The organism is Streptomyces sp. NPDC012827 (assembly GCF_042900905.1).
In the GTDB taxonomy this organism is placed as follows: Bacteria; Actinomycetota; Actinomycetes; order Streptomycetales; family Streptomycetaceae; genus Streptomyces; species Streptomyces gulbargensis.
This window is the reverse complement of record NZ_JBIBBY010000008.1, coordinates 68,088-90,044: the sequence shown is the minus strand read 5'-3', so window position 1 is coordinate 90,044 and position 21,957 is coordinate 68,088. Positions and strand designations below refer to the sequence as shown.

20 protein-coding genes are annotated in these 21,957 nt (G+C 74.3%); 15 read left to right on the top strand and 5 right to left on the bottom strand.

Annotation, left to right across the window (positions count from 1 at the left end):
• The first annotated feature begins 239 nt into the window (after positions 1 to 239).
• Both ACFY60_RS19010 and ACFY60_RS19005 read left to right on the top strand, forming a co-directional pair.
• Entirely contained in the window at positions 240 to 1,652 is a 1,413-nt protein-coding gene (locus ACFY60_RS19010) for a purine-cytosine permease family protein (protein WP_388611887.1), read from the top strand.
• Between the two features lie 59 nt (positions 1,653 to 1,711).
• Positions 1,712 to 3,394: an amidohydrolase gene (locus ACFY60_RS19005; protein ID WP_388611886.1), complete on the top strand. Its 1,683-nt coding sequence runs from the start codon at positions 1,712 to 1,714 to the stop codon at positions 3,392 to 3,394.
• An 87-nt stretch (positions 3,395 to 3,481) separates the two neighbouring features.
• Here the strand turns inward: ACFY60_RS19005 and ACFY60_RS19000 are convergent, their stop codons facing one another.
• The 5 genes from ACFY60_RS19000 to ACFY60_RS18980 all read right to left on the bottom strand — a co-directional run bounded on the left by ACFY60_RS19000 (position 3,482) and on the right by ACFY60_RS18980 (position 7,959).
• Positions 3,482 to 4,156 carry a DUF305 domain-containing protein gene (locus tag ACFY60_RS19000; RefSeq protein WP_388611885.1) on the bottom strand — a complete coding sequence of 225 codons (675 nt, stop codon included), beginning with the start codon at positions 4,154 to 4,156 and terminating at the stop codon, positions 3,482 to 3,484.
• Between the two features lie 94 nt (positions 4,157 to 4,250).
• A complete protein-coding gene (locus ACFY60_RS18995; RefSeq protein ID WP_388611883.1) occupies positions 4,251 to 4,712 on the bottom strand; it encodes a DUF6153 family protein in 462 nt (153 codons plus the stop codon).
• Between the two features lie 50 nt (positions 4,713 to 4,762).
• Positions 4,763 to 5,107, bottom strand: a complete 345-nt coding sequence (locus ACFY60_RS18990; RefSeq protein ID WP_388611882.1) for a tetratricopeptide repeat protein — start codon at positions 5,105 to 5,107, stop codon at positions 4,763 to 4,765.
• Positions 5,108 to 5,254: 147 nt separating this feature from the next.
• The gene (locus tag ACFY60_RS18985) at positions 5,255 to 6,568 is read right to left on the bottom strand and encodes an MFS transporter (RefSeq protein ID WP_388611881.1); all 1,314 of its coding nucleotides are present in this window, start codon (positions 6,566 to 6,568) and stop codon (positions 5,255 to 5,257) included.
• Between the two features lie 86 nt (positions 6,569 to 6,654).
• Positions 6,655 to 7,959: an acetyl-CoA carboxylase biotin carboxylase subunit family protein gene (locus ACFY60_RS18980; protein WP_388611879.1), complete on the bottom strand. Its 1,305-nt coding sequence runs from the start codon at positions 7,957 to 7,959 to the stop codon at positions 6,655 to 6,657.
• Between the two features lie 291 nt (positions 7,960 to 8,250).
• Between ACFY60_RS18980 and ACFY60_RS18975 the strand changes: the two genes are divergently transcribed.
• The 13 genes from ACFY60_RS18975 to ACFY60_RS18915 all read left to right on the top strand — a co-directional run bounded on the left by ACFY60_RS18975 (position 8,251) and on the right by ACFY60_RS18915 (position 21,952).
• Positions 8,251 to 9,168, top strand: a complete 918-nt coding sequence (locus tag ACFY60_RS18975; RefSeq protein ID WP_388611877.1) for a thioesterase domain-containing protein — start codon at positions 8,251 to 8,253, stop codon at positions 9,166 to 9,168.
• Between the two features lie 179 nt (positions 9,169 to 9,347).
• A complete protein-coding gene (locus ACFY60_RS18970) occupies positions 9,348 to 9,629 on the top strand; it encodes an acyl carrier protein (protein WP_388611875.1) in 282 nt (93 codons plus the stop codon).
• Complete coding sequence (locus tag ACFY60_RS18965; protein ID WP_388611873.1) at positions 9,626 to 11,056, top strand: TrpB-like pyridoxal phosphate-dependent enzyme; 1,431 nt, start codon at positions 9,626 to 9,628, stop codon at positions 11,054 to 11,056. The genes ACFY60_RS18970 and ACFY60_RS18965 overlap by 4 nt, the downstream gene beginning before the upstream one ends.
• The gene (locus tag ACFY60_RS18960) at positions 11,053 to 12,243 is read left to right on the top strand and encodes an acyl carrier protein (RefSeq protein WP_388611871.1); all 1,191 of its coding nucleotides are present in this window, start codon (positions 11,053 to 11,055) and stop codon (positions 12,241 to 12,243) included. The genes ACFY60_RS18965 and ACFY60_RS18960 overlap by 4 nt, the downstream gene beginning before the upstream one ends.
• A complete protein-coding gene (locus ACFY60_RS18955; RefSeq protein ID WP_388611869.1) occupies positions 12,240 to 13,742 on the top strand; it encodes a class I adenylate-forming enzyme family protein in 1,503 nt (500 codons plus the stop codon). Before ACFY60_RS18960 ends, ACFY60_RS18955 begins: the two co-directional genes overlap by 4 nt.
• Complete coding sequence (locus ACFY60_RS18950) at positions 13,735 to 15,021, top strand: type III PLP-dependent enzyme (RefSeq protein ID WP_388611868.1); 1,287 nt, start codon at positions 13,735 to 13,737, stop codon at positions 15,019 to 15,021. The genes ACFY60_RS18955 and ACFY60_RS18950 overlap by 8 nt, the downstream gene beginning before the upstream one ends.
• Before the next feature lie 6 nt (positions 15,022 to 15,027).
• Positions 15,028 to 15,276 carry a phosphopantetheine-binding protein gene (locus tag ACFY60_RS18945; RefSeq protein WP_388611866.1) on the top strand — a complete coding sequence of 83 codons (249 nt, stop codon included), beginning with the start codon at positions 15,028 to 15,030 and terminating at the stop codon, positions 15,274 to 15,276.
• Positions 15,273 to 16,481 carry an acyl-CoA dehydrogenase family protein gene (locus ACFY60_RS18940; protein WP_388611864.1) on the top strand — a complete coding sequence of 403 codons (1,209 nt, stop codon included), beginning with the start codon at positions 15,273 to 15,275 and terminating at the stop codon, positions 16,479 to 16,481. Before ACFY60_RS18945 ends, ACFY60_RS18940 begins: the two co-directional genes overlap by 4 nt.
• A 4-nt stretch (positions 16,482 to 16,485) precedes the next feature.
• Positions 16,486 to 17,592 carry an acyl-CoA dehydrogenase family protein gene (locus ACFY60_RS18935; RefSeq protein ID WP_388611862.1) on the top strand — a complete coding sequence of 369 codons (1,107 nt, stop codon included), beginning with the start codon at positions 16,486 to 16,488 and terminating at the stop codon, positions 17,590 to 17,592.
• Positions 17,589 to 18,275, top strand: a complete 687-nt coding sequence (locus ACFY60_RS18930; protein WP_388611861.1) for a 4'-phosphopantetheinyl transferase family protein — start codon at positions 17,589 to 17,591, stop codon at positions 18,273 to 18,275. Before ACFY60_RS18935 ends, ACFY60_RS18930 begins: the two co-directional genes overlap by 4 nt.
• A complete protein-coding gene (locus ACFY60_RS18925) occupies positions 18,265 to 19,164 on the top strand; it encodes a hypothetical protein (protein ID WP_388611859.1) in 900 nt (299 codons plus the stop codon). The genes ACFY60_RS18930 and ACFY60_RS18925 overlap by 11 nt, the downstream gene beginning before the upstream one ends.
• The gene (locus ACFY60_RS18920) at positions 19,161 to 20,753 is read left to right on the top strand and encodes an AMP-binding protein (protein WP_388611857.1); all 1,593 of its coding nucleotides are present in this window, start codon (positions 19,161 to 19,163) and stop codon (positions 20,751 to 20,753) included. Before ACFY60_RS18925 ends, ACFY60_RS18920 begins: the two co-directional genes overlap by 4 nt.
• On the top strand, positions 20,750 to 21,952 hold the full coding sequence (locus ACFY60_RS18915; protein ID WP_388611856.1) for an ATP-grasp domain-containing protein: 1,203 nt from the start codon (positions 20,750 to 20,752) through the stop codon (positions 21,950 to 21,952). The genes ACFY60_RS18920 and ACFY60_RS18915 overlap by 4 nt, the downstream gene beginning before the upstream one ends.
• Positions 21,953 to 21,957: the final 5 nt, after the last annotated feature.

Sequence of the window (21,957 nt, the reverse complement as noted above, 5' to 3'; positions counted from 1 at the left end):
CGCGCGCGTTCCTTCCGCTCCCGGGGTTCCGGCGGCCGGCTTCGCCGCCGCTCCCGCCCTCGACCTTCCCCTCGCCACGGCCACCGCCCTTTCGTTCCCCGCGCCCTGCGCCGCTCGCGTGACCGACCCTAACGCGAGGCCTCCCGGGTCTTGACGTGGGAGTCGCCGTCACCCATCTTGAATGCCATTCAAAGACTTAGAACGCCATTCAAGATGGTGTGGAGCGAGGGAGGTGCGGTGTGCTCGGACACGAGCCGACGCGGGCGGAGCCCGCGACCACGGGCCGGGACGAGGTGTTCCAGGTCGAGGGGCACGGCATCGACCCCATACCCGACGCCGAACGCCACGGCGGCGCCAAGGACGTCTTCTGGCTCTGGTTCGGCTCCAACCTCACCTTCACCTACGTCATCAACGGCGCCCTCGCCGTCGCCTTCGGCCTCTCCTTCTGGCAGGCCACGGCCGTCGTCGTCCTCGGCGGCCTCTCCTTCGCCGTCATCGGCGCGGCCGGCCTCGGCGGCGTCCGCACCGGCACCGCCACCCTCGTCCTCTCCCGCGCCGCCTTCGGCGTCCGGGGCAACTGGCCCGCCGGACTCCTCAACTGGGTCGTCAGCATCGGCTACACCATCGTCAACACGGTCGTAGGCACCCTCGCCCTGGAGGCCTTCCTCGCCGACCTCGGCTGGGCCGTCGGGTCCCCGGCCCGCGCGCTCGCCCTCGCCGTCACCCTCGCGCTGACCTTCGCGGTCGCCCTGTGGGGCCACGCCACCGTCCAGTTCGCCGAGCGCTGGATGGCCTACGTCCTGGCCGCCGGCTTCGCCGTCCTCCTCGTGCTCCTGCTGCCCGGCGCCGACACCACGCCCCCCACCGCGGCGCCGGGGGCCGCCGGATGGAGCCTCGCCCTCGTCGTCATGCTCGCGGGCCCCTTCTCGTACCTGCCCATGCCCGCCGACTACACCCGCTACCTGCCCCGGACCACCTCCCTCCGGGCGGTCACCTGGAGCGGCGCCCTCGGCGGCTTCCTCTCCTCCGTCGCGCTCGGCGTCGCGGGCGTCGCCGCCGCGACGCAGACCGACATGACCGACGCCGTTGCGGGCACCGAAAGCCTGCTCCCCGGCTGGTTCCAGCCCCTCTTCCTCGCCCTGGTCCTCGGCGGCTCGGTCACCAACTCGATCATCACCCTCTACTCCTCCAGCCTGAACCTCCAGGTCCTCGGCATCCCGTGGAGCCGCGCCCGCGCCCTCCTCATCAGCGCCGGCGTGACCGCCGCCGGCTCGCTCGGCGCCCTCTTCCTCACCGACTTCACCACCTCGCTGCTCTCCTTCCTCTCCCTCCTGATCATCGTCTTCGCGCCCTGGGGAGGCGTCTTCCTCGCCGACATGGTGCTGCGCCGCTGCGCCTACGACCAGGACGCCCTCCACGCGGGAGCGGGCGGCGCCTACTGGTACCGCGCGGGCTGGCATCCGGCCGGTGGCGCCGCTCTCCTCGCCGGCATGCTGTTCGCCGCGCTCACCTGCGACTCCGCACTCTGGACCGGCCCCCTGGTCGCCCCGCTCGGCGGCGCCGACCTGACCCTGCTCGGCGCCCCCGTCGCCGCCCTGGTGTACGTCCTCCTCGCCCGCGGCACCGTCGCACCGGCGCCCCGCGACGCGTGAGCGCGCGACGCCGGGACCCCGCCATCCGATCCCTCCCGTACGACACGGAGTTCTGCCACGTGAACAGCGCCACCCCCGCCGATCTCGTCCTCACCGGCGCCCGCATCCACACCGTCGACCCCGGCCTGCCCGAGGCGGAGGCCCTCGCCGTCCGCGACGGGCGCATCGTGTGGCTGGGTGCCGCCGCCGACGCGGCCGCGCACACCGGGCCGGCCACGCGGGTCGTCGACGCGGGCGGCCGGCTGGTCCTGCCCGGTTTCATCGACGCCCACAACCACGTCCGCCTCGGCTCCGACGACGCCTGCGTGCAACTGGCGGGCGCCCGCACCCTCGACGCCGTCCACGCCCGGATCGCCGACTGGCGCACCGCCCACCCCGGCGCCCCCTGGATCGAGGCCGAGGCCTTCGACTACTCCGCCCTGCCCGGCGGACGCATGCCGACCACCGCCGACCTCGACCCCGTCACCGGTGACACCCCCGCGTTCGTCCTCAGCTACGACGTGCACACCGCCTGGCTCAACACCGCGGCCCTGCACCGCCTCGGCATCACCCGGGACCGTACCGACCTGCCCTTCGGCCGGGCCGTCACCGATCCGCGCACCGGCGAACCCACCGGTTTCATCCGGGACTTCGCGGTCAAAGGGCTCTCACGCGAGGGCCACCGCGCCCTGCGCGACCTCGGCGTCCCCTGGGCCTCGCCCGACCGCCAGTACGGCCGGCTCGCCAAGAGCCTCGACGACGCCATCGGCTACGGCATCACCACCGTCGTCGAACCCCAGAACTCCCTCGACGACCTCGCCCTCTTCCGGCGCGCCCGCGCCGAGGGCCGGCTGCGCTCCCGGATCGTCGCCGCCCTCTTCCACCCGCGCGGCACCACCGAAGCCGACCTGGACGCCTTCGAGGACGCGGCCCGCTGGCACGCGGACGACCGGCTGCGCGTCGGCCCGCTCAAGCTGTACATCGACGACGTGGTCGAACCGCGCACCGCCGCCCTCCTGGAGCCGTACGCGGGCTGCGCCCACCACAGGGGCGACACCTTCTATCCGCCCGAGGAGTTCGCCGGGCTCCTCACCCGCCTCGACGCGCGCGGCTTCCAGTGCTTCGTCCACGCGACCGGGGACCGGGGCATCCGTACCGTCCTCGACGCCGTCGCCCGGGCCCGTACCGTCAACGGCCCGCGGGACGCCCGCCACCAGATCGTCCACGTGGAATGCCTCGACCCGGCCGACACCCCCCGCTTCGCGGAACTCGGCGTCGTCGCCTGCATGCAGCCGCGCCACGCCGCACCCGACATCGCGGGGCCGGGCCGGGACTGGGCCGAGAACATCGGCCCCGACCGCTGGCACAAGGCCTGGCCGCTGCGCAGCCTGCGCGAGGCCGGCGCCGTCCTCGCCCTCTCCAGCGACTGGAACGTCGCCGAGATGGATCCGATGGTCGGCATCCACGCCGCCGTCACCCGCCGCCCGGTCGGCGGCGGCGAGCCCTGGACGGAGACCGAGACGATCGACGTCGCCGCCGCCGTCGAGGGCTACACCATGGGCTCCGCCTACGCGAACTTCCTGGAACGGGACCGCGGCTCGCTGACCGTCGGCAAGCTCGCCGACTTCGTCGTCCTCTCCCGCGACATCCTCCGGATCGCGCCGGAGGACATCCCGGGCACGGTGGCCGACACCGTCGTCGTCGGCGGCGAGATCGTCGCGGAGCGGGGACGCCCGCTCGCCGCCCGCGCCCCGGGGAAGTGAGGCAGGGCGGTCAGGAGAACGGGCGGCGGTGGCCGGACGGGGGCGGCCCGCGCGGTGCGGCACGGGCCGCCCCCTCGGCGGTCCGGGTCAGAGCCGGTCGAGGATCTTCCGCAGCTCGGTGATCTCGGCGGACTGGGTGCGGGCCACGTCGTCGGCGAGCCGCCTGGCGGTGGCGTTGCGACCGTCGCGCAGCTCCTGCCGCGCCATCTCCATGGCGCCGTCGTGGTGGGCGATCATCAGCTCGGCGAAGAGGCGGTCGAAGGCCCTGCCCCTGGCGGCGGCGAGCTGCTTCATCTGCTGCTCGGTCATCATGCCGGACATGCCGTGACCGCTCCCGTGGTCCCGGGGGGCCGACTCCGGCTCCCCCCATTCCTTCAGCCAGTCGCGCATCTTCCGGATCTCCGGGTCCTGGGCCCGCTCGATGGCGGCGACCAGCTTCTTGACCTCGGGGTCCTCGGCGCGGCCGTCGGCGAGTCGGGCCATCTCCAGCGCCTGGCGGTGGTGCGGGATCATCATCCGCGCGAACATCACGTCCGCGTCGTCGAAGGGGCCCGGGGCGGCCGTGCCCGAGCTGGTGCCGGTCCCGGCGGTGGGGGTGGCCGCCGTGGACGTACCGCCGTGGTGGGGGGCCTTCGCCGCGTCGTCGGTACCGCAGGCGGCGAGCAGCAGCCCGGCCGACAGGACGGCACCGAGCAGTGCGGGCGTCCGCCGCGTGCGGCACCCCCGAGGGGCCTCGGGGGTGCGAGAGATCAGAAAACGCATGGTGGTACCTCGTGAGCTGGGTTCGTACGGATCGATGAGGACAGGCCGCGACGGCCCCACGGCGCGGAGTGCGCGTGGGGGCATGGGGTACGGCCTAGATCCGCAGGACGGACAGCTCGGCGAGGTCGGGAGGGCGGCGGGGCGGCGCGTGCGGCCCCGGCGCGGGAGCGCGGCGCGCGTGGAGGAGGTGCAGCCAGTCGGTCCGGCGGCGCAGCGCCGCGCGGACGAGGCCGGCGAGCAGCCAGCCGGCGAGCACGGCCACGCAGAGCGTGGTCATGTCCATCCCCGAGCCGGGGCCGTGTCCGGCGTCCGGCGCGCCCGGGTGGAGACCGCCGACCGCGTCCGCCGTGTGGAGAACCGTCGCGGCGCCGTGGTGGGCGGTCGCCGCTCCGGGGGAGTGGGCGGCGGTCGCTCCCGGATCCGTTCCCGTCCGGGGTCCTTCGGGGTGCCCGGTGGAATGCATCATGAAGACGCCGAGCGCGAGCAGGCCGACGAGCAGCAGGTGCGCCAGGGCACCTCCCGCTCGTCGCCCGTGCCGGGCTCGGCCTCCCCGCATGCTCAGGACCTCCAGGAGCGACCATACCGTGCGGGGGTATCAGTTCCGTGTCAGGACGGCAGTTCGCCGGCCATGGCGGCGGCCATTCGGAGGTGCGGCGCCGCCTCGTCCGCGCGCCCCTGCCGCTCCAGGGTGCGCCCCAGCATGAGGCGGGCGTAGTGCTCCACCGGGTCGCGCTCCAGGATCTCGCGGAGCTCCGCCTCGGCCCGGGAGAGCTGGGCGGAGTGGTAGTAGGCGCGGGCGAGCAGGAGCCGCTGCGCCGTCTGGCCCGGGTGTTCGGCCACGAGGCCGCGCAGGATGCGGACGGCGGTGCCGTACTCCCGGGCATCGAAGAACAGACGGGCACGGTCCCAGCGCTCGACGGCCGTTCCGAACTCGTAGTACGTGTCGCTCACGGCTTTCTCTTTCCTTCAGGCCCGGATCCGCCACCCACGCAGGTGGTCGAGCGGTTCAACACGAGCCATTGGTTGAACATTCCACCAATAGGGGTGGAGTGTCATGAGCGCCGGGGCCGCCGCGGGCTTTCGGTTCCCCGGCTGAAGTCAACACGTCGGCGCCGACGTGTCCTCACGGTCGGCGGCGGACGACCGACGGCGGGTCAGGCGGAGATCGGTCAGGGCGAGGGAGACGGCCGAGGCGACCACGACGGCGTTGAGGCACAGGGCCAGGCGCGGGCCGACGCCGACCAGGGTGCCCGCCAGCGCCGTGCCGGCCGAACCGGCGGCCATCTTCAGCCCGGCCATCGTCACGAACACCTGCGCCCGGGCGTTCGGGGGGGAGTACACCGACCGCACGGCCAGGGACGCGGTGAACAGGACCGCGCTCGTCGCCCCCGCCAGGGCGAACGCGACCAGGGCGACGGCATAGCCGGGTGCCAGCGCGCAGAGGCCGACGGTCACGGCGTTCGCGGCGATCAGGCGCAGTACCCAGCGTTCCGGTTCCCCGGTGAGCGGGAACACGCCGGTCAGCAGGGCTCCGCAGAGGTTGCCGACACCGTAGGCCGCGCCGAGGGCGGCGCCCGCGCCCGCCGAGCCTTGGAGGTCACGGCCGAAGACCACCGCGATCACCATCACACCGCCGGTGCTGACCGAGGTGATCATCGTGGCGATCATGACGCGCCGCAGCGGACCCCGTCGGACGATCACCTTGAGCGCGTCCCGTACGGGCATGGAACGCTGCCTGGCGGCGGCGGTGCGGTGCTCCTTCGGCAGCGCGAACATCAGCAGGCCGGCCACCACGCCGGCCGCGCCCAGCACGACGACCGCGACCAGGGCCCCGGACAGGGCGGTGATCGCGGCGACCGCGGCGGGGCCGAGGATGTTGCTGCTTCCGTAGGTCGCCGAATCCCACCCCTCGGCGCGGCGCTGGGCGCGGGTGTCCTCGCCGACGATCAGCGCGAGCCGGCTGCTGAGCCCTCCCGTCATCAGCGGGTCGCACAGACCGCCGATGACGACGAGCAGACCCACCAGGACGATGGGCACCCGGTCCAGCGTCAGTCCGGTCCCGGCGAGCATCAGCCCGAAGACGACGAACGCGACCGCCAGCCGGAACCTGGGGTCGCGGGCCTCTTCCAGCCAGCGCGCCATCCACGGCCCGGCGATGTTGGGCAGCGTGAGCAGGGCCGCCAGGACGCCGCCGAGCGCGGCCCCTCCGTGGCCGGGGCGGGCCAGCGTCAGCGCGACGAGTGCCACGGGAGCGCCGCCGCTCGCCGAGCGCACGAGCGTGGCCGCGGTGAGGTACACGGCCAGTGAGAGCCCCCGACGCTGCCGTAACTTCCCCTCGTGGGCCGTCGCGTCCTCGGTCCGCGGGGCGCCGGGCGTCGCGTCCCCGTCGGCGCGCTTGCGGCGGTCGGGCACGTCTTCTCCGTTCGGTGAGGTCCGGCCGTGGTGTCCGGACGCGCTGTCGCTGCTCGTGCTCGCGGTGGTCCGCCGGCCGCCGCGCCTCACGCGGCCGGAGCCGGGGTACGCGTCCGCTCGGCGAGCAGCGGGAAGCCGAGGAGGGCCTCGACATCGGCCTTGACCGCCGAGCACGCCGCCTCGGCCTCGGCGGGCGTGGGGGCGAGGGCGCGCAGCATGCCGAACGAGTCGAAGTTGGTGCGCATGGGCGGCACCACGTCACCGGCCCGTGTCCGCGCATGGCCGGAGTGGAGCCGGGAGAGGAAGGGGGCGAACCAGTCGGCGGGAAGACCGGCGGGCACCGTGGACCTCTCCGGGGCGGCGAGGAACGAGTGCGAGGCCGAGCCCCGCAGCGGCAGCGGGCCGTCGGGCAGGGGCCCGCCGAGGAACAGGTCGACCAGGAGGGCGAAGACGTCCACCCCGGCGACACTGCTGATGGTGTCGGGCAGGGAGCCGCCCGTCAGGCGCGGGTTGACCTCGATGAGCCGGAAACCGGCCGGGGTGTGCATCACCTCCACGTGGAAGACGCCCAGGTCGAGCCCGAGCGCGCGGCACACCTCGACGGCGTAGCGGCCGAGCGCGGCCTCGTCGGCCGCCGGCAGTCCGGACGGGACGGTGCAGCCCAGTTCCAGTACCGGGTTCCGCGCACTCACCTTCCGGCTCGCGCACACGAGGGGCACCAGACGTCCGCCGGACGCGGCGACCTCCACGGAGTACAGGTCCCCGGACACCAGTTCCTCCACCAGGTACCGCTCGTCGAGCTGGCGGGCCATGCCCTCGGCGAGCCCGTCGCGGTCCGCCGCGGCGCCGGTGAAGTGGGCCCGCACGGCGGAGGGGTCGCGTGCGATGGAGGTCACGGCCTTTCCGATGCCCAGAACGGGTTTCACGATCACCGGGTAGCCGATCGCCTCGGCGGCCTCCAGCGCTTCGGTGGCGTCGGTGACCACGCGGAAGTCGACGCTCGGCACCCCGCGTTCGCGCAGGATGCGGCGGGACTCGCCCTTGTCGCGGGCCGCGAGGGTGCCGGCCGGTGAGGTCCCGCGCGCCCCGATCCGGGCGGCGAGATCGGCGGCGGCCTGCGCCCCGTAGCTCAGCGTGGAGAGCACCGCGTCGACGGTCCCGGGATCCGCGCCGGAGGCGAGCAGCGCTCCGTACACCGCGTCGCCGTCCAGGGGGTCGGCGAAGGGCGCGGCGTGGTCGGCGAGTTCGATCGCCTCCCCGCGCTGGGCCGGGGTGGCGGTGAAGTCGTAGAGGGGGCAGTGCAGGTAGGTCACGGTGTGACCGTTTCGCTTCGCGTGGGCGAGTGCCTGAACACCCAGGCCCGTGGTCTCGACGAAGAGGAGGTGAGACATGGCGGCCTTCCTCGCCGCACTGCGGCGGAGGATCGATTCGAACGGAAACGGGACGGCGCGGGACAGGGTAGGTGTTCCCGCTGAGCGGAATTCATGCCCGGGCGACCGGGGCACCCCGGGATTCCGCCGGCGGTCGGACGAGCACACCCGACGCACGCCGAGGCGGGTGACATGGGCTTATGCGCCCACACACCTGCGAACGAGGCGTTCACACCCCAGCCAGGAATATGACATGGGTCACATTCACTCGTGGGAGGCGTGTGATGCACGTGTCGTTGGTTAGCCGAGGCAGTGCAAGCCCGTGGCCGCCTGAAGGCAGCACATCGCCCACGAGGGCCCCACGGCGTTTCGGCGCTCCACGCACCATCGGGACGAGACCAACCGGTCCGCCCGCGCGCTTTCGAGCCGGGGAAATCTGTGAGCCACAGCCCAAAGACTGAAACGACGGCTGTCTTAGCCAGGCCGCTGCTGTTACCGCTGGGGAAGCGGGCCGGTGACCTCAGCACCGTCCTCTTCCCTCCCCTGGGAGGCGGCCTCCTCCCTTATCTGGGGCTCGTCGCCCACCTCTCCCGCCACGGCCCGGTGTACGGCATACGCGCGCTCGGCCTGGAGGCCGGCGAGGAGCCGGACACCCGCATACCGGACATGGCCGATCGTTACGCCGAGGTCGTCACCGCCCTCCCCACCCGTCCCAGCCTGCTCCTCGGCTGGTCGCTCGGCGGACTGCTCGCCTTCGAGACGGCGCGGCGGCTGCCCCCCGGACCCGCGCCCGACCTGGTGCTCGTCGACAGCAGTCCGGCACCCCTCCGCGAAGAACCCGAGGCCTACGCCGCCGTACGCCGGCAGGTGCTCCGCGAGGCCGCGGCCCACATGGACGCGGACGCGCTCGCCCGCACGGAGCGCACCGTCGACGCCCAGATCGAGGCCCGCACCCGCTACCGGGCCGAGGGGCGGCATCCCGGCCGCACCCTGCTGATCACCTGCACCGGCAGCGACGACCCCCGGCAGGCCCGGCGTTGGTCGCCGCACCTCGCGGACGTCTCCGTCCGCTCCCTGGACACCGACCACTTCGGCGTCCTGCGCGCACCGCACCTGCGGCAGCTCTCCTCGCACATTCAGCGGTTCGCCGCCGCTCCCGGCACCGACCGGACGCGACGCCGCCCACCCGGCGCGGAACGGCGCGGAGCCGACGCGGCTCCCGTCCGCTGACCGACCCCCGCCCCGCCGGCGTACGCACGGCTCCCTCACGCGGCCCACGCCCGCGCTCGGCACCACCTCCCCCGGACGGCCCACACGACCGGTCCTCGGCCGTCACTCCCCGTGTCCGTCCCTGCGCTCGGCATGCGCACATGCCCCGCGCGTCTTTTCCGCCTCGGCAAAGGAATGGCATGCAGCACGCACAGACCACGCCGCACCACCTCACGAGCGTCGTCAAGAAGGTCGTCGCGGCGGCCTCCGAACCCCCCGTCGATCCGCGCGGCCTGTCGGACGACGAACCCCTCAACGGCGAACGTCTCCGCATCAACTCCCTCTCCCTCATCGGCCTGCTGGTCCAGGTCGAGGAGGAGACCGGCATCGCGCTCGCCGACGAACTGTTCGTCGGCAGGTCCTTCACCACCGTCGCCGACATCACCGAGATCGTCGAGCAGAGCAGTGAGGCCGCCGCATGACCGACACCCCCCGCCAGTGGCGCAGCGTCCTTCCCCACCTCGGCCGGCCGCTGCCGGCCGACCGCACCCAGCACGCCGTCGCCAGCGGCGGCAGCGTGCAGGCCAACCTGCCGATGGAACTCGTCCGTCAGAGCGTGCAGACACGCGAGTACTGGGACATCCCCGAGGAGGTCGTGGACGCCTACCGGCGTTTCCGCCCCACTCCGCTGTGGCGGGCCCGTGCCTTCGAGAAGGCGGTGGGCGCCCGGGTCCCGATCTGGGTCAAGTACGAGGGCGGCAACATCTCCGGCAGCCACAAACTCAACACCGCCCTCGCCCAGGCCTACTACTACCACCGGGCGGGCGTGCGGGAACTGGTCACCGGCACGGGAGCCGGTCAGTGGGGCACCGCGCTGGCCGCTGCCTGTGCCCGCTTCGGCATGCGGTGCACCGTCTTCATGGTCGGCGGCAGCCTCGAACGCAAGCCGTACCGGGGCGTGCTGATGCGCATGCTCGGCGCACGCGTCATCTCCAGCCCCAGCACCCTCACCGAAGTCGCCCGCTCCGGTCGGTCGGCGGGCAACAGCCTCTCGCTCGCGATCGGCGAGGCCGTCGAGTACGCCGCCCGCACGGAGGGAGCGGCGTTCTGCATCGGCAGCGGCGAGACCTACAGCATCCTGCACCAGTCCGTGATCGGCCTGGAGGCCATCGACCAGCTCGCCGAGGAGGGCGGCGAGGTCGACGCCGTGGTCGGCTGCGTCGGAGCGGGTTCCAACTTCGGCGGCATCGCCCTGCCCTTCCACGCCCTGGCCGCAGCCGAGGGCACCGAACCGCCGGCCCTCATCGCGGCGGAGTCCAGTACGACCCCCAAGCTCACCCGAGGCGTGTACGCCTACGACCGCACGGACGCCACCGAGTCGTCCCCGCTGGAGGCCATGTACACCGTCGGCAGTGAATACGCCATCCCCGACTCCCACTCGGCGGGCCTGCGCTACCACGGCGCCGCCAAACTCATCTCCGCGATGCGGCACGCCGGGCAGGTGTCCGCCACCGCCGTCGACCAGGTCGCGGCCCTCGCCGCCGGCCGCGCCTTCACCACCACGGAGATGACCCTGCCCGCACCGGAATCCGGACACGCCCTGGCCGCTGCCGCCCGGGCGGCGGGTGACGGCGGATCGGACGGCGACGCTCCCCGCGCCCGCACCGGAGTCCTGGTCTGCGTGAGCGGCCACGGCTACCTGGACCTGGGCGCCTACCAGCAGTTCCTCGAGGGCGAACTGACCGACCGCGCGCCCGACCCGGCGGCCCTCACCGACGCCGTCGCGGGCCTCGCCCGCATCGACACACCGGTGGACTTCGAGGCGGCCCCCGGCCGCGTGCTGGTTCCGCCCGCAGGGACGGCCGGACGGCCGGCGGGCAGGACCGCGGACCTCGGAGAGGTGCGATGACCGCCCCCGCCGTCCCGCAGGCGGCCCCGCCGGCGGATCTGCGCGCCGAACTCATGGACTGCCTCCAGGTCAACCTGGCCTGGTGGGCCCGCGCCGAGTACGGCGTGTCGCCGCTCGTCCTCGGTGCTCGTCTCGACTTCGCCCCCCGTGACCTCGGGCCCGGTCGCCTGCCGACGGTCGAGGCGGACACCGACACGCACGTGGACCGAACCGCCGCGGCACTCGGACTCTCCGTCACGGACCGCCACACCCTCCCGCCCCGCACCGGCATCCCACCGGCCGGCCCCGGCCCTGTGTACGTGATCGCCGACGCCTACCACCTGCCCTGGGTGCCGTATCACGGCCACGCCCACATGGAGCACAGCTTCCTGCTCGGCAGGGACGCCTCCGGGCACGCCGAGGTGCGCGACGGATACCACAACGACACCCCGTACGGCCCGGCCCGGCCGGGCACCTGGACCCTCACACGGCAGGAGCTCGCCGAGGCCCTGCCCGAGGGGGCACGCGTCCACCGCATCACCCGCGCCGGCCTTCCGCAGGCCGCCCCCCGAGCCGTACCGGCCGACGCGGCGGCCGTCGAGTCGTACATACGCGCCTACCGCGAGCACCCCGACCGTGCGGAGGCCCTCGCCGGGCTCACCCTGGAGACCTGGCTGCTGGCCCGGGCCCGTCGCCTGCACGCCGCGCACCGCGCCGCGGCCGGCGGCCCGGCGGCAGCGGTCGAGGAGCACCTGACGGCCTGGGGCAAGCTGGCGGAACAGACCTTCCTCGCCCACCGCCGCGTCCAGCGGGGCCGGCCGGAGCCCACCGGCCCGCTGGAACGGCTCGCCGAACTCCTGCACGCCGACGCCCGGGTGTTCACCGCGCCGGCACCGGCCCGGGAGACCACCCCGGCCGCGGCCGGAGCCGGGACGGCGGGAACCGGTCCCCCGGACACCGACCCGCTGCGCACGGCCGTCGCCGAAGAGGCCGCCGCGGTGCTCCGCGTCCCGGCCGCCGAGCTGCTGGCAGGCCGTGCCCTGACCGACGTACCGGGCTTCAGCTCCTTCCGCATGGTCGACATCGTCGAGCGGATCGAGGAACGGCTGGACATCGAGTTCGACGCCGCCGATCTCGTCCCGGAGAACCTGCACGACCTCGGCGGCCTGTGCCGCATCACCGCCCGCGCCCACCGGGAGACGCCGTGACCCTGCTGCACGACCTCATCGACACCGCCGCGCACCGCGCGCCGGACACACCCGCCGTCACCACCTCGCACGACTCCCTCACCCAGGGCGAACTCGCCGTCGCCAGCCGCACGGCCGCCCGCTGGCTGGCGACCCTCGGCGTCCACCGCGGAGAACGCGTCGTGGTGGTGGCCCCCTCCGTCGTCGAGGTCGCCGTCGTCGTCTACGCCGCCTCCCGGATCGGGGCCCCCTTCGCGCTGCTGCACGAACAGACCCGGGGGCGCGCCCTGGCCCACGTCCTGGACGACGCCGCACCCGTCCTCCTCCTCGCCGACGACGAGGACGCCCGGCGCCTGGCCGCCGAACGCGGCATCACCGCCGCCCGTCTCTCCGACGTCCCGCGCCGCCCCGACCCGGCCCCCGACCGGCCGGGACAGGCCGGCGAAGAGACCGGCATGACGGCGCCGCTCCCGGTCGACCCGGTCTGCCTGATCTACACCTCCGGCACCACAGCGGCCCCGAAAGCCGTGGTGAGCACCCACCAGCAGGCGCTGTTCGCGCTCCACGCCATCCAGGGCGAACTGAAGTACCGTCCCGACGACGTGGTCTACAGCCCGCTTCCCCTCTCCTTCGACTACGGCCTCTACCAGGTGTTCCTCGGCGCTCTGAGCGGGGCGACGGTACGGCTCGGGCTGCCCGCCGAGGTCGGGGCCACCCTGCTGCGCAACATCGAGGCCGCGGACGCCACCGTCCTGGCCTCCGTGCCCGCCGTCGCCGAAACGCTGGCCAAGCTGGTGCGCCGTTCGCCCGACCACGGTCTGCGACTGCGGCTGCTCACCAACACCGGCGCCGCGATGCCCCCGCAGCCCCTCGCCGTACTGCGGGCCGCCGTCCCGGGGCTGAGGGTGCAGCTCATGTTCGGGCTCACCGAGTGCAAACGCGCCGCCATCAACCCGCCGGACGCGGACCTGGAGCACCCCGGGAGCTGCGGCCGGGCCCTGCCCGGAACGGAGATCTACGCGGCCGGCCCGGACGGGGAGCGGCTGCCCCCGGGCGAGATCGGCGAGCTGGTGGTGCGCGGACCGCACGTCATGGCGGGCTACTGGCGCCGCCCCGAGCTGACCGCCGAGCGGTTCCCACGCCGCGACGGGCTCTTCCCCGAACTGCGCACCGGTGACCACGGATGGCTCGACGCACACGGTTTCGTCCACTTCGCAGGCCGTCGCGACGACATCTACAAGGAGCGCGGTTTCCGGGTCAGCGCCACCGAGGTGGAGGCAGCCGCCCGCCGCGTGGACGGCGTCGAACAGGCCGCCGTCCTGCCGCCGGCCGAAGGTTCGCCCGCGATCCTGGTGGTGGTCTCCCGGCGCGGACCCGCGGACGTCCTGGACGCCATGCGCGAGGAGATCGAGGAGTTCAAGGTGCCCGGCCGCTGCGTGCCGCTGCCCGCCCTGCCCCTGACCCGCAACGGCAAGATCGACCGCAAGACCCTCGCCCGGGAGGTGGTCGGCCTTGTCTGACACGGCCGTCGCCCGGCCCGACGCCGGAACCGTCTCCGACACCCTGCCCGCGGCGGTCTCCGCCGCCCTGGACGCGGGCGCCGAGACGCCCGCCTACGTGTACGACCTCGCGCGCGTCCGGGACAACACCGCCCGGCTGCGCGGGGCCCTCCCCGAACCGGCCGACCTCTACTACTCGCTCAAGGCCAACAGCCACCCCGGGGTCCTGCGGACCCTCAGGGAGGCCGGGACCCTGCCCGAAGTGTGCTCCCCCGGCGAACTCGACGCCGCGCTCGCCGCCGGCTGGGACGCCGCACAGGTCCTCTACACCGGGCCGGGCAAACGCGACCAGGACATCGACCGGGCCCTGGAGAAGGGGGTGCGCGAATTCTGCGCCGACTCCCCGACCGGCCTCGACCAGCTCGACCGGCTCGCCGGCCGGGCGGGGGTGCGGCTACGAACGCTGCTGCGGGTCAACGACGACCGCCCCGCGGCGGGCCAGGGCCTCGCCATGACCGGAGTCGCCTCCCAGTTCGGCGCCGACGCGCGATGGATCACCGACGAGCCGGAGCGCTTCGGGGACCGCCCCCACGTCGACGTCACGGGTCTCCACCTCTACATGGGCACCAACCTCACCCACGTCCCCGACCTGCTGGCGCAGTTCCGGCAGTCGCTCACCACGGCGGCCCGGCTCCGCACCCTGCTGACCCGGCACACCGCCCGGCTGGACACCACCCTCGACCTGGGCGGCGGCTTCGGTGCCCCCTTCGCCAAGGAAGGCGACGAGGCCGACCTGACCGGCCTGCGCGAGGGGCTCACCGAACTGCTCGACACCTCCGCCCCCGGCTGGCGCGACGGTACGCCCCGCCCCGCGTACGAATCCGGCCGCTACCTGGTGGGCACCGCCGGGACCCTGCTCACCCGGGTCCTCGACGTGAAGCGGTCGCACGGCCGGGACGTCGCCGTTCTGGAGTCCGGCATCAACCACCTCGGAGGCATGGCCGGCCTGCGCCGCCTGCCACCCCTCAACCCGACCCTGCTCACCGACGCGGCAGGACGCGGCGAACCGCGCCCCACCATGGTCACCGGCCCCTTGTGCACCCCGCTCGACACCTGGGCGCGCCAGGCACCGCTGCCCCCGCTCCGCCCCGGCGACCTGCTGGCCGTCCCCAACGTCGGCGCCTACGGACTGTCCGCCGGCCTGCTCGCCTTCCTGGGCCATCCGGCCCCGCTCGAAGTCGCCGTCGACGGCGACACCGCACCGCACGTCACCCGTGTCACGCTCACCCGGAAGGACTGACCCCCCATGGACGCCGTCTTCCAGAAAGTGCTCCGCGACCACCTGCCCCGCTTCCAGGAGCAGCCCCTCACCGACGACACCCGGCTGCACGACCTGGGGCTCGACTCCATGAAATCGGTCGACCTGCTGTTCGCCATCGAGGACGAGATGGGCATCTCACTGCCCGACGACGACCTCAACGAGGAGACCTTCGCGACCGCCGGCTCGCTGTGGCGGGCCGTGGACGCCGCGCGCACCTCCGAGGCGGCCGCGTGACCACCACCTCCGCCGCCCCCGCCCCGGTCGCCGACGCGGCCGGCCGGGGCGAGGCCCCGCTCCTCCTCGCACCGCTGGTCGAGGAGGCCGCCGAGGTGACCGCGGCACACGCGCGCCGCACCGACACCGAAGCCGCGTTCCCCGTCGAGGCGCTGGACGCGCTGCGCCGCACCAGGCTGCTCGGCCTGCTCGTGCCGGCCGCCGAGGGCGGACTCGGCGGCGACCTGGGCGACATGCTCACCGCCACGCGGCGACTGGGCCGCGAGGACATGTCGCTCGCCATGATCTTCGCGATGCACTGCCAGCAGGTGGCCGCCCTCGTACGACACGCCGGCGGCGAACTGCGCGAGGACCTCCTGCCCCGGATCGGTGCGGGGGAGGCGTACCTGGCCTCGGTCACCACGGAGGCCGGCAAGGGGGGCGCGCTCCTCACCGCCGCCACGCCCCTGCGGCAGCGCGAGGACCACCTGCTCCTCGACCGCTTCGCGCCGATCGTCACCGGCGGCGCCCACGCGGACGGCTTCCTCGTCACCATGCGCAGCCCGGACTCCGACGACGAACACGCCGTGTCGCTGGTGTACGCCGACCGCGGCCGGCTGGAGGTGGCCTCCGCCGGCGGCTGGGATCCGCACGGCATGCGCGCCAGCCACAGCGGCCCGCTCCATCTGCGCGGCACCGTTCCCCGCCACCACGTCGTGGGGGAGCACGGCCGTTTCCGTGACATCGTCACGCACACCTTCGGCCCCCTCGCCCACCTCGGCTGGAGCGCCGCCTGGCTGGGCACGGCCGAGGGAGCACTCGCACGCACCGTCGCCATGCTCCGCTCCACCCGCACCCGTGGCGGCGTCGCCCTCGACTCCGAGCTGCTGCTCACCCGGCTGGCCCGGGTACGGCACCGTCTGGAGGCCGTCGCCGCGCTGCTGGCCCACACCCTGGACACGGTCACGCACGAGGACGTCTCCCGGCCCCGCGTCCAGCTTCTGGTCAACGGACTGAAAGTGACCGCGTCCGAGCAGTGTCACTCGGCGGTACAGGAACTGGTGGACGCGGTCGGACTGCGCCACGGCTACCTGCGGGACTCGCCCGTCGCGCTGGAACGCGCCCTGCGTGACCTGCGGTCGGCGAGTCTCAACTTCAGCAACGACCGGCTTCTGCTGGCCGACGGCAAGCTCACCCTCCTCGACGCGGAGGTACGCCTTGCCTGAGGTCGTGGAACTTCCCCGGCACAGCCGCCGCACGCCGGCACAGTCGCCCTCGCCGGCCGGTACGGGGTCGGGACGCGAGCTGTGGGCACGCCTGGGCGCGGTGGGTGCGCTGCGCGGACTGTACCGGGAGGAACGGCCCGAACGGGGGATCGTCCCCGACCGGCTCCGCGACCTGATCGTCCGCACCGAGGCACAGGAGGGCACCGGCTCCCTGCTGTCGGTCTGCGTCCAGGCCGCCACCGTGCTGCCCCTGCTGGCGGAGGCGGGCCGGCGCGGGCCGGCCGTCGCGGACGTCGCACGGCGGATGCTCGACGGCCGCTCCGTCGTGGCCCTGGCCGCCACCGACAGCGGTCCCGGCTCCGACCTCACCGCCCTGCTGACACACGCCGAGGAAACGGCCACCGGGACGGTGCTGCACGGCACCAAGCGCTGGATCACCAACGCGGACCACGCCGATCTGCTGCTCGTCCTGGCACGCCGCCGCCCCGGCCCCCACTTCACCAACTTCTCCTGGTACCTCGTGCCCGCCGACGACCCGCGCGTACGCGTCGAGACGGCCGCGAGCCCCTACTTCACGGGGTCCGGCACCGGACACGTCCACCTCGACGGCGTACCGGTGCTCGCGGACGGACCGGTCGGCGGTGCGGGGCGCGGACTGGCCCTGTTCGCCCGGCACATCACGGTCGAACGCCTGGCCGGCGGTCATTGGGCGGTGGCGGCCTGCCGCCGGGCGCTGGCCGACACCCGGGACCGGCTGGAGGCACGCGGACTGTGGCAGCAGCCCGCGATCCGCCAGCGGTTCGCCGCCGCCCTCGTCCGTACCCGCCAACTGGAGGCGCTGGTGGCGGCGCTGGGACCCGCCGTCGCCGCCGGACACGACCACACCGGTGCGGCACTGGTGAAGGCGGCAGCGGGGGAGACGGCCGATCACGTCCTCGACGTCTGCGCGCACCTGTGCGGTGCGGACGGCTTCGCCGTCGCGGGCATGCAGCACCGGCGCGCGGAGGCCGCGTTGTTCGGTATCGCCGGCGGCAGCACCGAAACCGTCCTCGCCTCCGTCGCCGACCACGCGGAGGCACTGCTGTCCCGGCCCTGCGGGGTCGCGCCGTGACGGGCGCCCCGACCCCGGCGCGCCCCGGCCCGGGGGCCCGACGGGCCGGTCCCGACACCGTCGAGGCGGCGCCCGGCGTATGGGTGGCCTGGACCCGCGCGGCCGTCCTGAGCACCCATCCCGCCGACCACGCGGACATGAGCGCTCGGGCGCCGTGGCGACGCCGCCAGTCCCTCGCCGCACGCGGACTGCTGCGCGCCCTGCTCGCCGAGGTGTGCCCCGGGACCGAGGACGTCCCGCTGACCGCCGGCGCCCGCGGCCGTCCCGTGCTGGAGGGACTGCCCGGCCTCGGGGTCAGCCTCTCCCACGACGGAGCGGACGACGCCTCGGGCGGTGACCTGGTGGCCGCCGCCGTGGCCCCCGGCCGGCGTGTGGGCGTGGACGTCCAGCTGCCCCCCGGCCCGGATCTGTCACCCGGCCTGATCCGCCGGTGCCTGCGCGAACGCGCCGCGGAACTGTCCCGGCTGCCGGCCGACCGCCGCGCCCTGGAATTCGCCTGGGTGTGGACCGTACAGGAAGCCTGCGTGAAGGCCGACGGCACCGGTGTCGCCGGCCGCCCCTGGTCCCTCGACGTCCCGGTGCGGCCCCGCACCGGCACCGCCGGCGATCTCACCTGGATCGCCCTGCGGCACCTCAGCGTCCATCCCGTGAGTTGCGCCTTTGGAGATGCCCGTGCCCGCTGAAGCACTGAGCTGCTACACCACCAACCTCAAGGAACACCTCCGTGTCACCGACCCCGATGCCGAGCGGAGGCTGGCGACCGGCTTCTCCCTCTCCGTCCGCCTCGACGGCCTCGACGGCACCCTGGCCTTCAGCCACCACGACCGGGTGGCGCCCGACTTCGGCTACCGCGGCGCGCCCCACTGGGACGACACCCTGTCCGCCCTCCGGGGCGAGTCGGCCCGCCGGGGCGACGTCCTCGCCGTGGCGAGCTGCCGCAATCTGCCGTGGAGCCCGTCCCACCTCGTTCGTGACGTGCCGCACTGGCTCCGCCTGGCCGCCCGTGACGGCGACCGCTGGCTGGTCGTGGACGACTTCGACGCTCTGCTGCCCGAAGGGCATCAGTCACCGCACCGCGGCTGGGTCGACGAAGCCGAACTGCGCGTCCTGCTCGCCCCGCTGCCGGGCCTGGACACCGTGCTGCACCAGCGTGACGTCTACGCCCTCGGCGGTGGCCCCGCCTGGGTGCCGGACCCCGGGAACCACCGCTGGCTGGAGCACGGCGCCGGACGCTTCGATCCCCACCCCGGCGCATGGGTCCGGGGCACCGCCGCCTCCCTGGCACTCCTCCGCGACCTGCTGCCGTCCGACCCGGAAGCGCTGGTCCGCTACGCCGAGGACCTCTGGGCCGCGGCGCGCCACCACCAGTACCTGCACCGCGCCGAACCGGCGGCCGCCGCCGCATGGGGCGAGCTGTCCCGCTCACTGCGCTACGCGGCCCAGTCGGCGGCACGCGGCCGCCCCCGCGCCTCCCTGGTACGCACCGCCTTCGACCGCGTCCTCACCACGAGCGGCCCCGGCGACGCGGCCGCTCCCCGCCCCGCCGCCACGCGGGTGGGAGCGGCCTGGTGACCCCCCGCACCGGGGACCACCCCGGCACCCTGTACGCGTGGTTCGCGGCATCGGCCGGACGCCATCCCGACCGCGTCGCCCTGGAGGCGGACGGGCAGACCCTGACCTACCGCGAACTCGACGAGTACAGCGCGCGCGTCGCGGCCGGCATCCTCCGGGCCTGCTCCGGCCCGCCGGACCGCGTCGGTCTGCTGGCCGGCCGGCGGCCCGCCACGTACGCCGGCTATCTGGCCGTCCAGCGACTCGGCGCCACAGCCGTCCCGCTCAACACCGCCTGGCCCGGCGCCCGCAACGCCTCCGTCGCCGGCCGTGCCGGGCTCGACCTGGTGCTGACCGACGACCCCGGGGGAGCACGCGGGCTTCCCGTACCGTCGCTCGACCTGGCCGACGCGGCCCGCGGTCCCGCCGACGGCCGGGCTCCCTCCGGGGAGACGGGGACGCCCGCCTACATCCTGTTCACCTCCGGCAGTACCGGCGCTCCCAAAGGCGTACCGATCCTGCAGGGCAACGTCGTCCCGTACCTCGCCCATGTCATCGACCGCTACGAGGTCGGGCCCGGCTCCCGGCTGTCCCAGACGTTCGACCTCACTTTCGACGTCTCCGTGTTCGACATGTTCACCGCGTGGGGCGGCGGCGCGACCCTGGTCGTCCCGAGCCGCGACGAGATCCTCGCGCCCGTACGGTTCGTCAACGACCGCCGGCTGACCCACTGGTGCTCCGTCCCGTCGGTGATCTCCTTCGCCCGCCGCGTGCGGGCGCTGCGTCACGGCGCCATGCCCGGACTGCGGCACAGCCTCTTCGCGGGGGAGCCGCTCACCCTCCAGCAGGCCCGGGCGTGGCAGGCGGCGGCACCGGCGTCGCGACTGGAGAACTTCTACGGTCCGACCGAACTGACCATCACCTGCTCCGAGTTCTCCCTCGGCACCGACACGGCCACCTGGCCCGCGACAGCCAACGGAACGGTGCCGATCGGCCACGTCTACCCGCACCTGGAGCACCGCGTCCTCGACGCCGAGGGGCGGCCGGCGGAAGAGGGAGAACTGTGCGTGCGGGGGCCCCAGCGCTTCCCCGGCTACCTGGACCCCGCCGACAACGCCGGACGATTCTGGGACCTGGACGGTGACCGCCCCGCCGACCCCGCTCCGGTGCCGCCCGGTGCCGCCGCCCCGTCCCCGGGCACGGTCCCGGCCCGCATGTGGTACCGCACCGGCGACCGGGTGCGCCGCTCAGGCCGGGACGGATTCCTCCATCTGGGCCGTCTGGACCACCAGGTGAAGGTGGACGGCTATCGCGTCGAGCTCGGCGAGATCGAGTCCGCGCTGCGCGACCGGCCCGACGTCCACGACGCCGTGGTCCTGGCGCTGCCCACCGCCCACGGCGGCACCGAACTGCACGCGGTGTGCACCGGTGACGGCCTCGTCCCCGGCACCCTGCTCGCCGAACTCCGTGCACGGTTGCCCGCCTACATGGTCCCCGCCTCCCTCCACGTCCGTTCCGAACTGCCCCTGAACGGCAACGGCAAGACCGACCGGGCGGCCCTCGCCGCCCAGCTGCGGGACGCCCCCGCAACGGCCCAGGAGCTCGTATGACGCACCATCTGCCCGTAGCTCTCGTCGGAGCCCGCCCCGCCGAGGGCCCCGCCACCCTGGCCCGCCTGGGCATCCCCTTCACCTGGATCGTCGACCCCGGCGAGCCCCTGCCACAGGCCGGACCTGGCGTTCTCGCCGTCCACCGCGCCCCCTACCGCGACGACCCGGTCTCCCTGCTGGAGGTCCCGCTGCCGCCTGACACCGCCGCGGTCCTCTCCTTCACGGAGTTCGGCCTGCTCCCGGCCGCGCTGCTGTCCGAGGCGCTGGGGCTGCCGTCGGTCTCCGTGGGCGCCGTACTGCGCACCCGGGACAAGCTCCTCATGCGCCGGGCCCTCCAGGCCACCTCTTCCGGACCCGCCTTCGGCATCATCGGCGAGGACGAGCCGGACGCGGACGACTTCCCCCTGATCGCCAAGCCGGTACGGGGCGCCGGCAGCCGGGGCCTGCGGTACGTCGCCGGACCGGCCGACTACCCGGCGCTGCGCGAAGAACTGCGCGGCATGCTCTGGGAGCGCTACGTCAGGGGTCCGGAATACAGCGTGGAGGCCGTGTCAGGTGAGGACGGCCACCGCATCCTGGGAGTCACCGCCAAGCGCACGAGCGGACGCCCGCGCTTCATCGAGACCGGTCACGAGGCCCCGGCGCCCGTGGGCCGGACCACGCGCGACCGCATCGAGGAACGCGTACGCCGCTGCCTCGACGCCCTCGGTGTCGACCGGGGTGCCAGCCACACCGAGGTCAAGGTCGAGGACGGCCGGGTGCAGGTCATCGAGACGCACACCCGGGCCGGCGGCGACCGCATCCCGCTGCTGACCCGCCTGGTCACCGGGCTCGACCAGTACGAGCTGGCCGTCCGCTCGGTGCTCCCCGGCGCGACCGCCGCCGAACCGCGTCCCCGCTTCGCCCACGCGGCCGTCCACTACTTCCCCTGGGAGGACGCCGTCCTCGCCGGCCACAACGATCCGGACCACTGCCGGGACCTCGACGGCGTGGTGGAACTGGAGCTGCGCGCCCGCCCCGGCGACCACCTGCCGGTCTGGCGGCACAGCCACGAGCGCCCGGGACACGTCGTCGTCGGTGCCGCCAGCCGCGAGCAACTCCACGCACGGGTGCCGGCCGTGGAGGCAGCGCTGGGCCCGGCACTCCACCCCGCGGCTGCCCCCGTCCCCGCCGCGCCTCCGCTGACACCCACTTCCTGAGGAGT

Bases quoted from the DNA above. Each gene is read 5' to 3' on its own strand.
- ACFY60_RS18980 (WP_388611879.1), bottom strand. From the start codon at position 7,959: ATGTCTCACCTCCTCTTCGTCGAGACCACGGGCCTGGGTGTTCAGGCA.
- ACFY60_RS18915 (WP_388611856.1), top strand. From the start codon at position 20,750: ATGACGCACCATCTGCCCGTAGCTCTCGTCGGAGCCCGCCCCGCCGAG.
- ACFY60_RS18960 (WP_388611871.1), top strand. From the start codon at position 11,053: ATGACCGCCCCCGCCGTCCCGCAGGCGGCCCCGCCGGCGGATCTGCGC.
- ACFY60_RS18970 (WP_388611875.1), top strand. From the start codon at position 9,348: ATGCAGCACGCACAGACCACGCCGCACCACCTCACGAGCGTCGTCAAG.
- ACFY60_RS18995 (WP_388611883.1), bottom strand. From the start codon at position 4,712: ATGCGGGGAGGCCGAGCCCGGCACGGGCGACGAGCGGGAGGTGCCCTG.
- ACFY60_RS18965 (WP_388611873.1), top strand. From the start codon at position 9,626: ATGACCGACACCCCCCGCCAGTGGCGCAGCGTCCTTCCCCACCTCGGC.
- ACFY60_RS18945 (WP_388611866.1), top strand. From the start codon at position 15,028: ATGGACGCCGTCTTCCAGAAAGTGCTCCGCGACCACCTGCCCCGCTTC.
- ACFY60_RS19000 (WP_388611885.1), bottom strand. From the start codon at position 4,156: ATGCGTTTTCTGATCTCTCGCACCCCCGAGGCCCCTCGGGGGTGCCGC.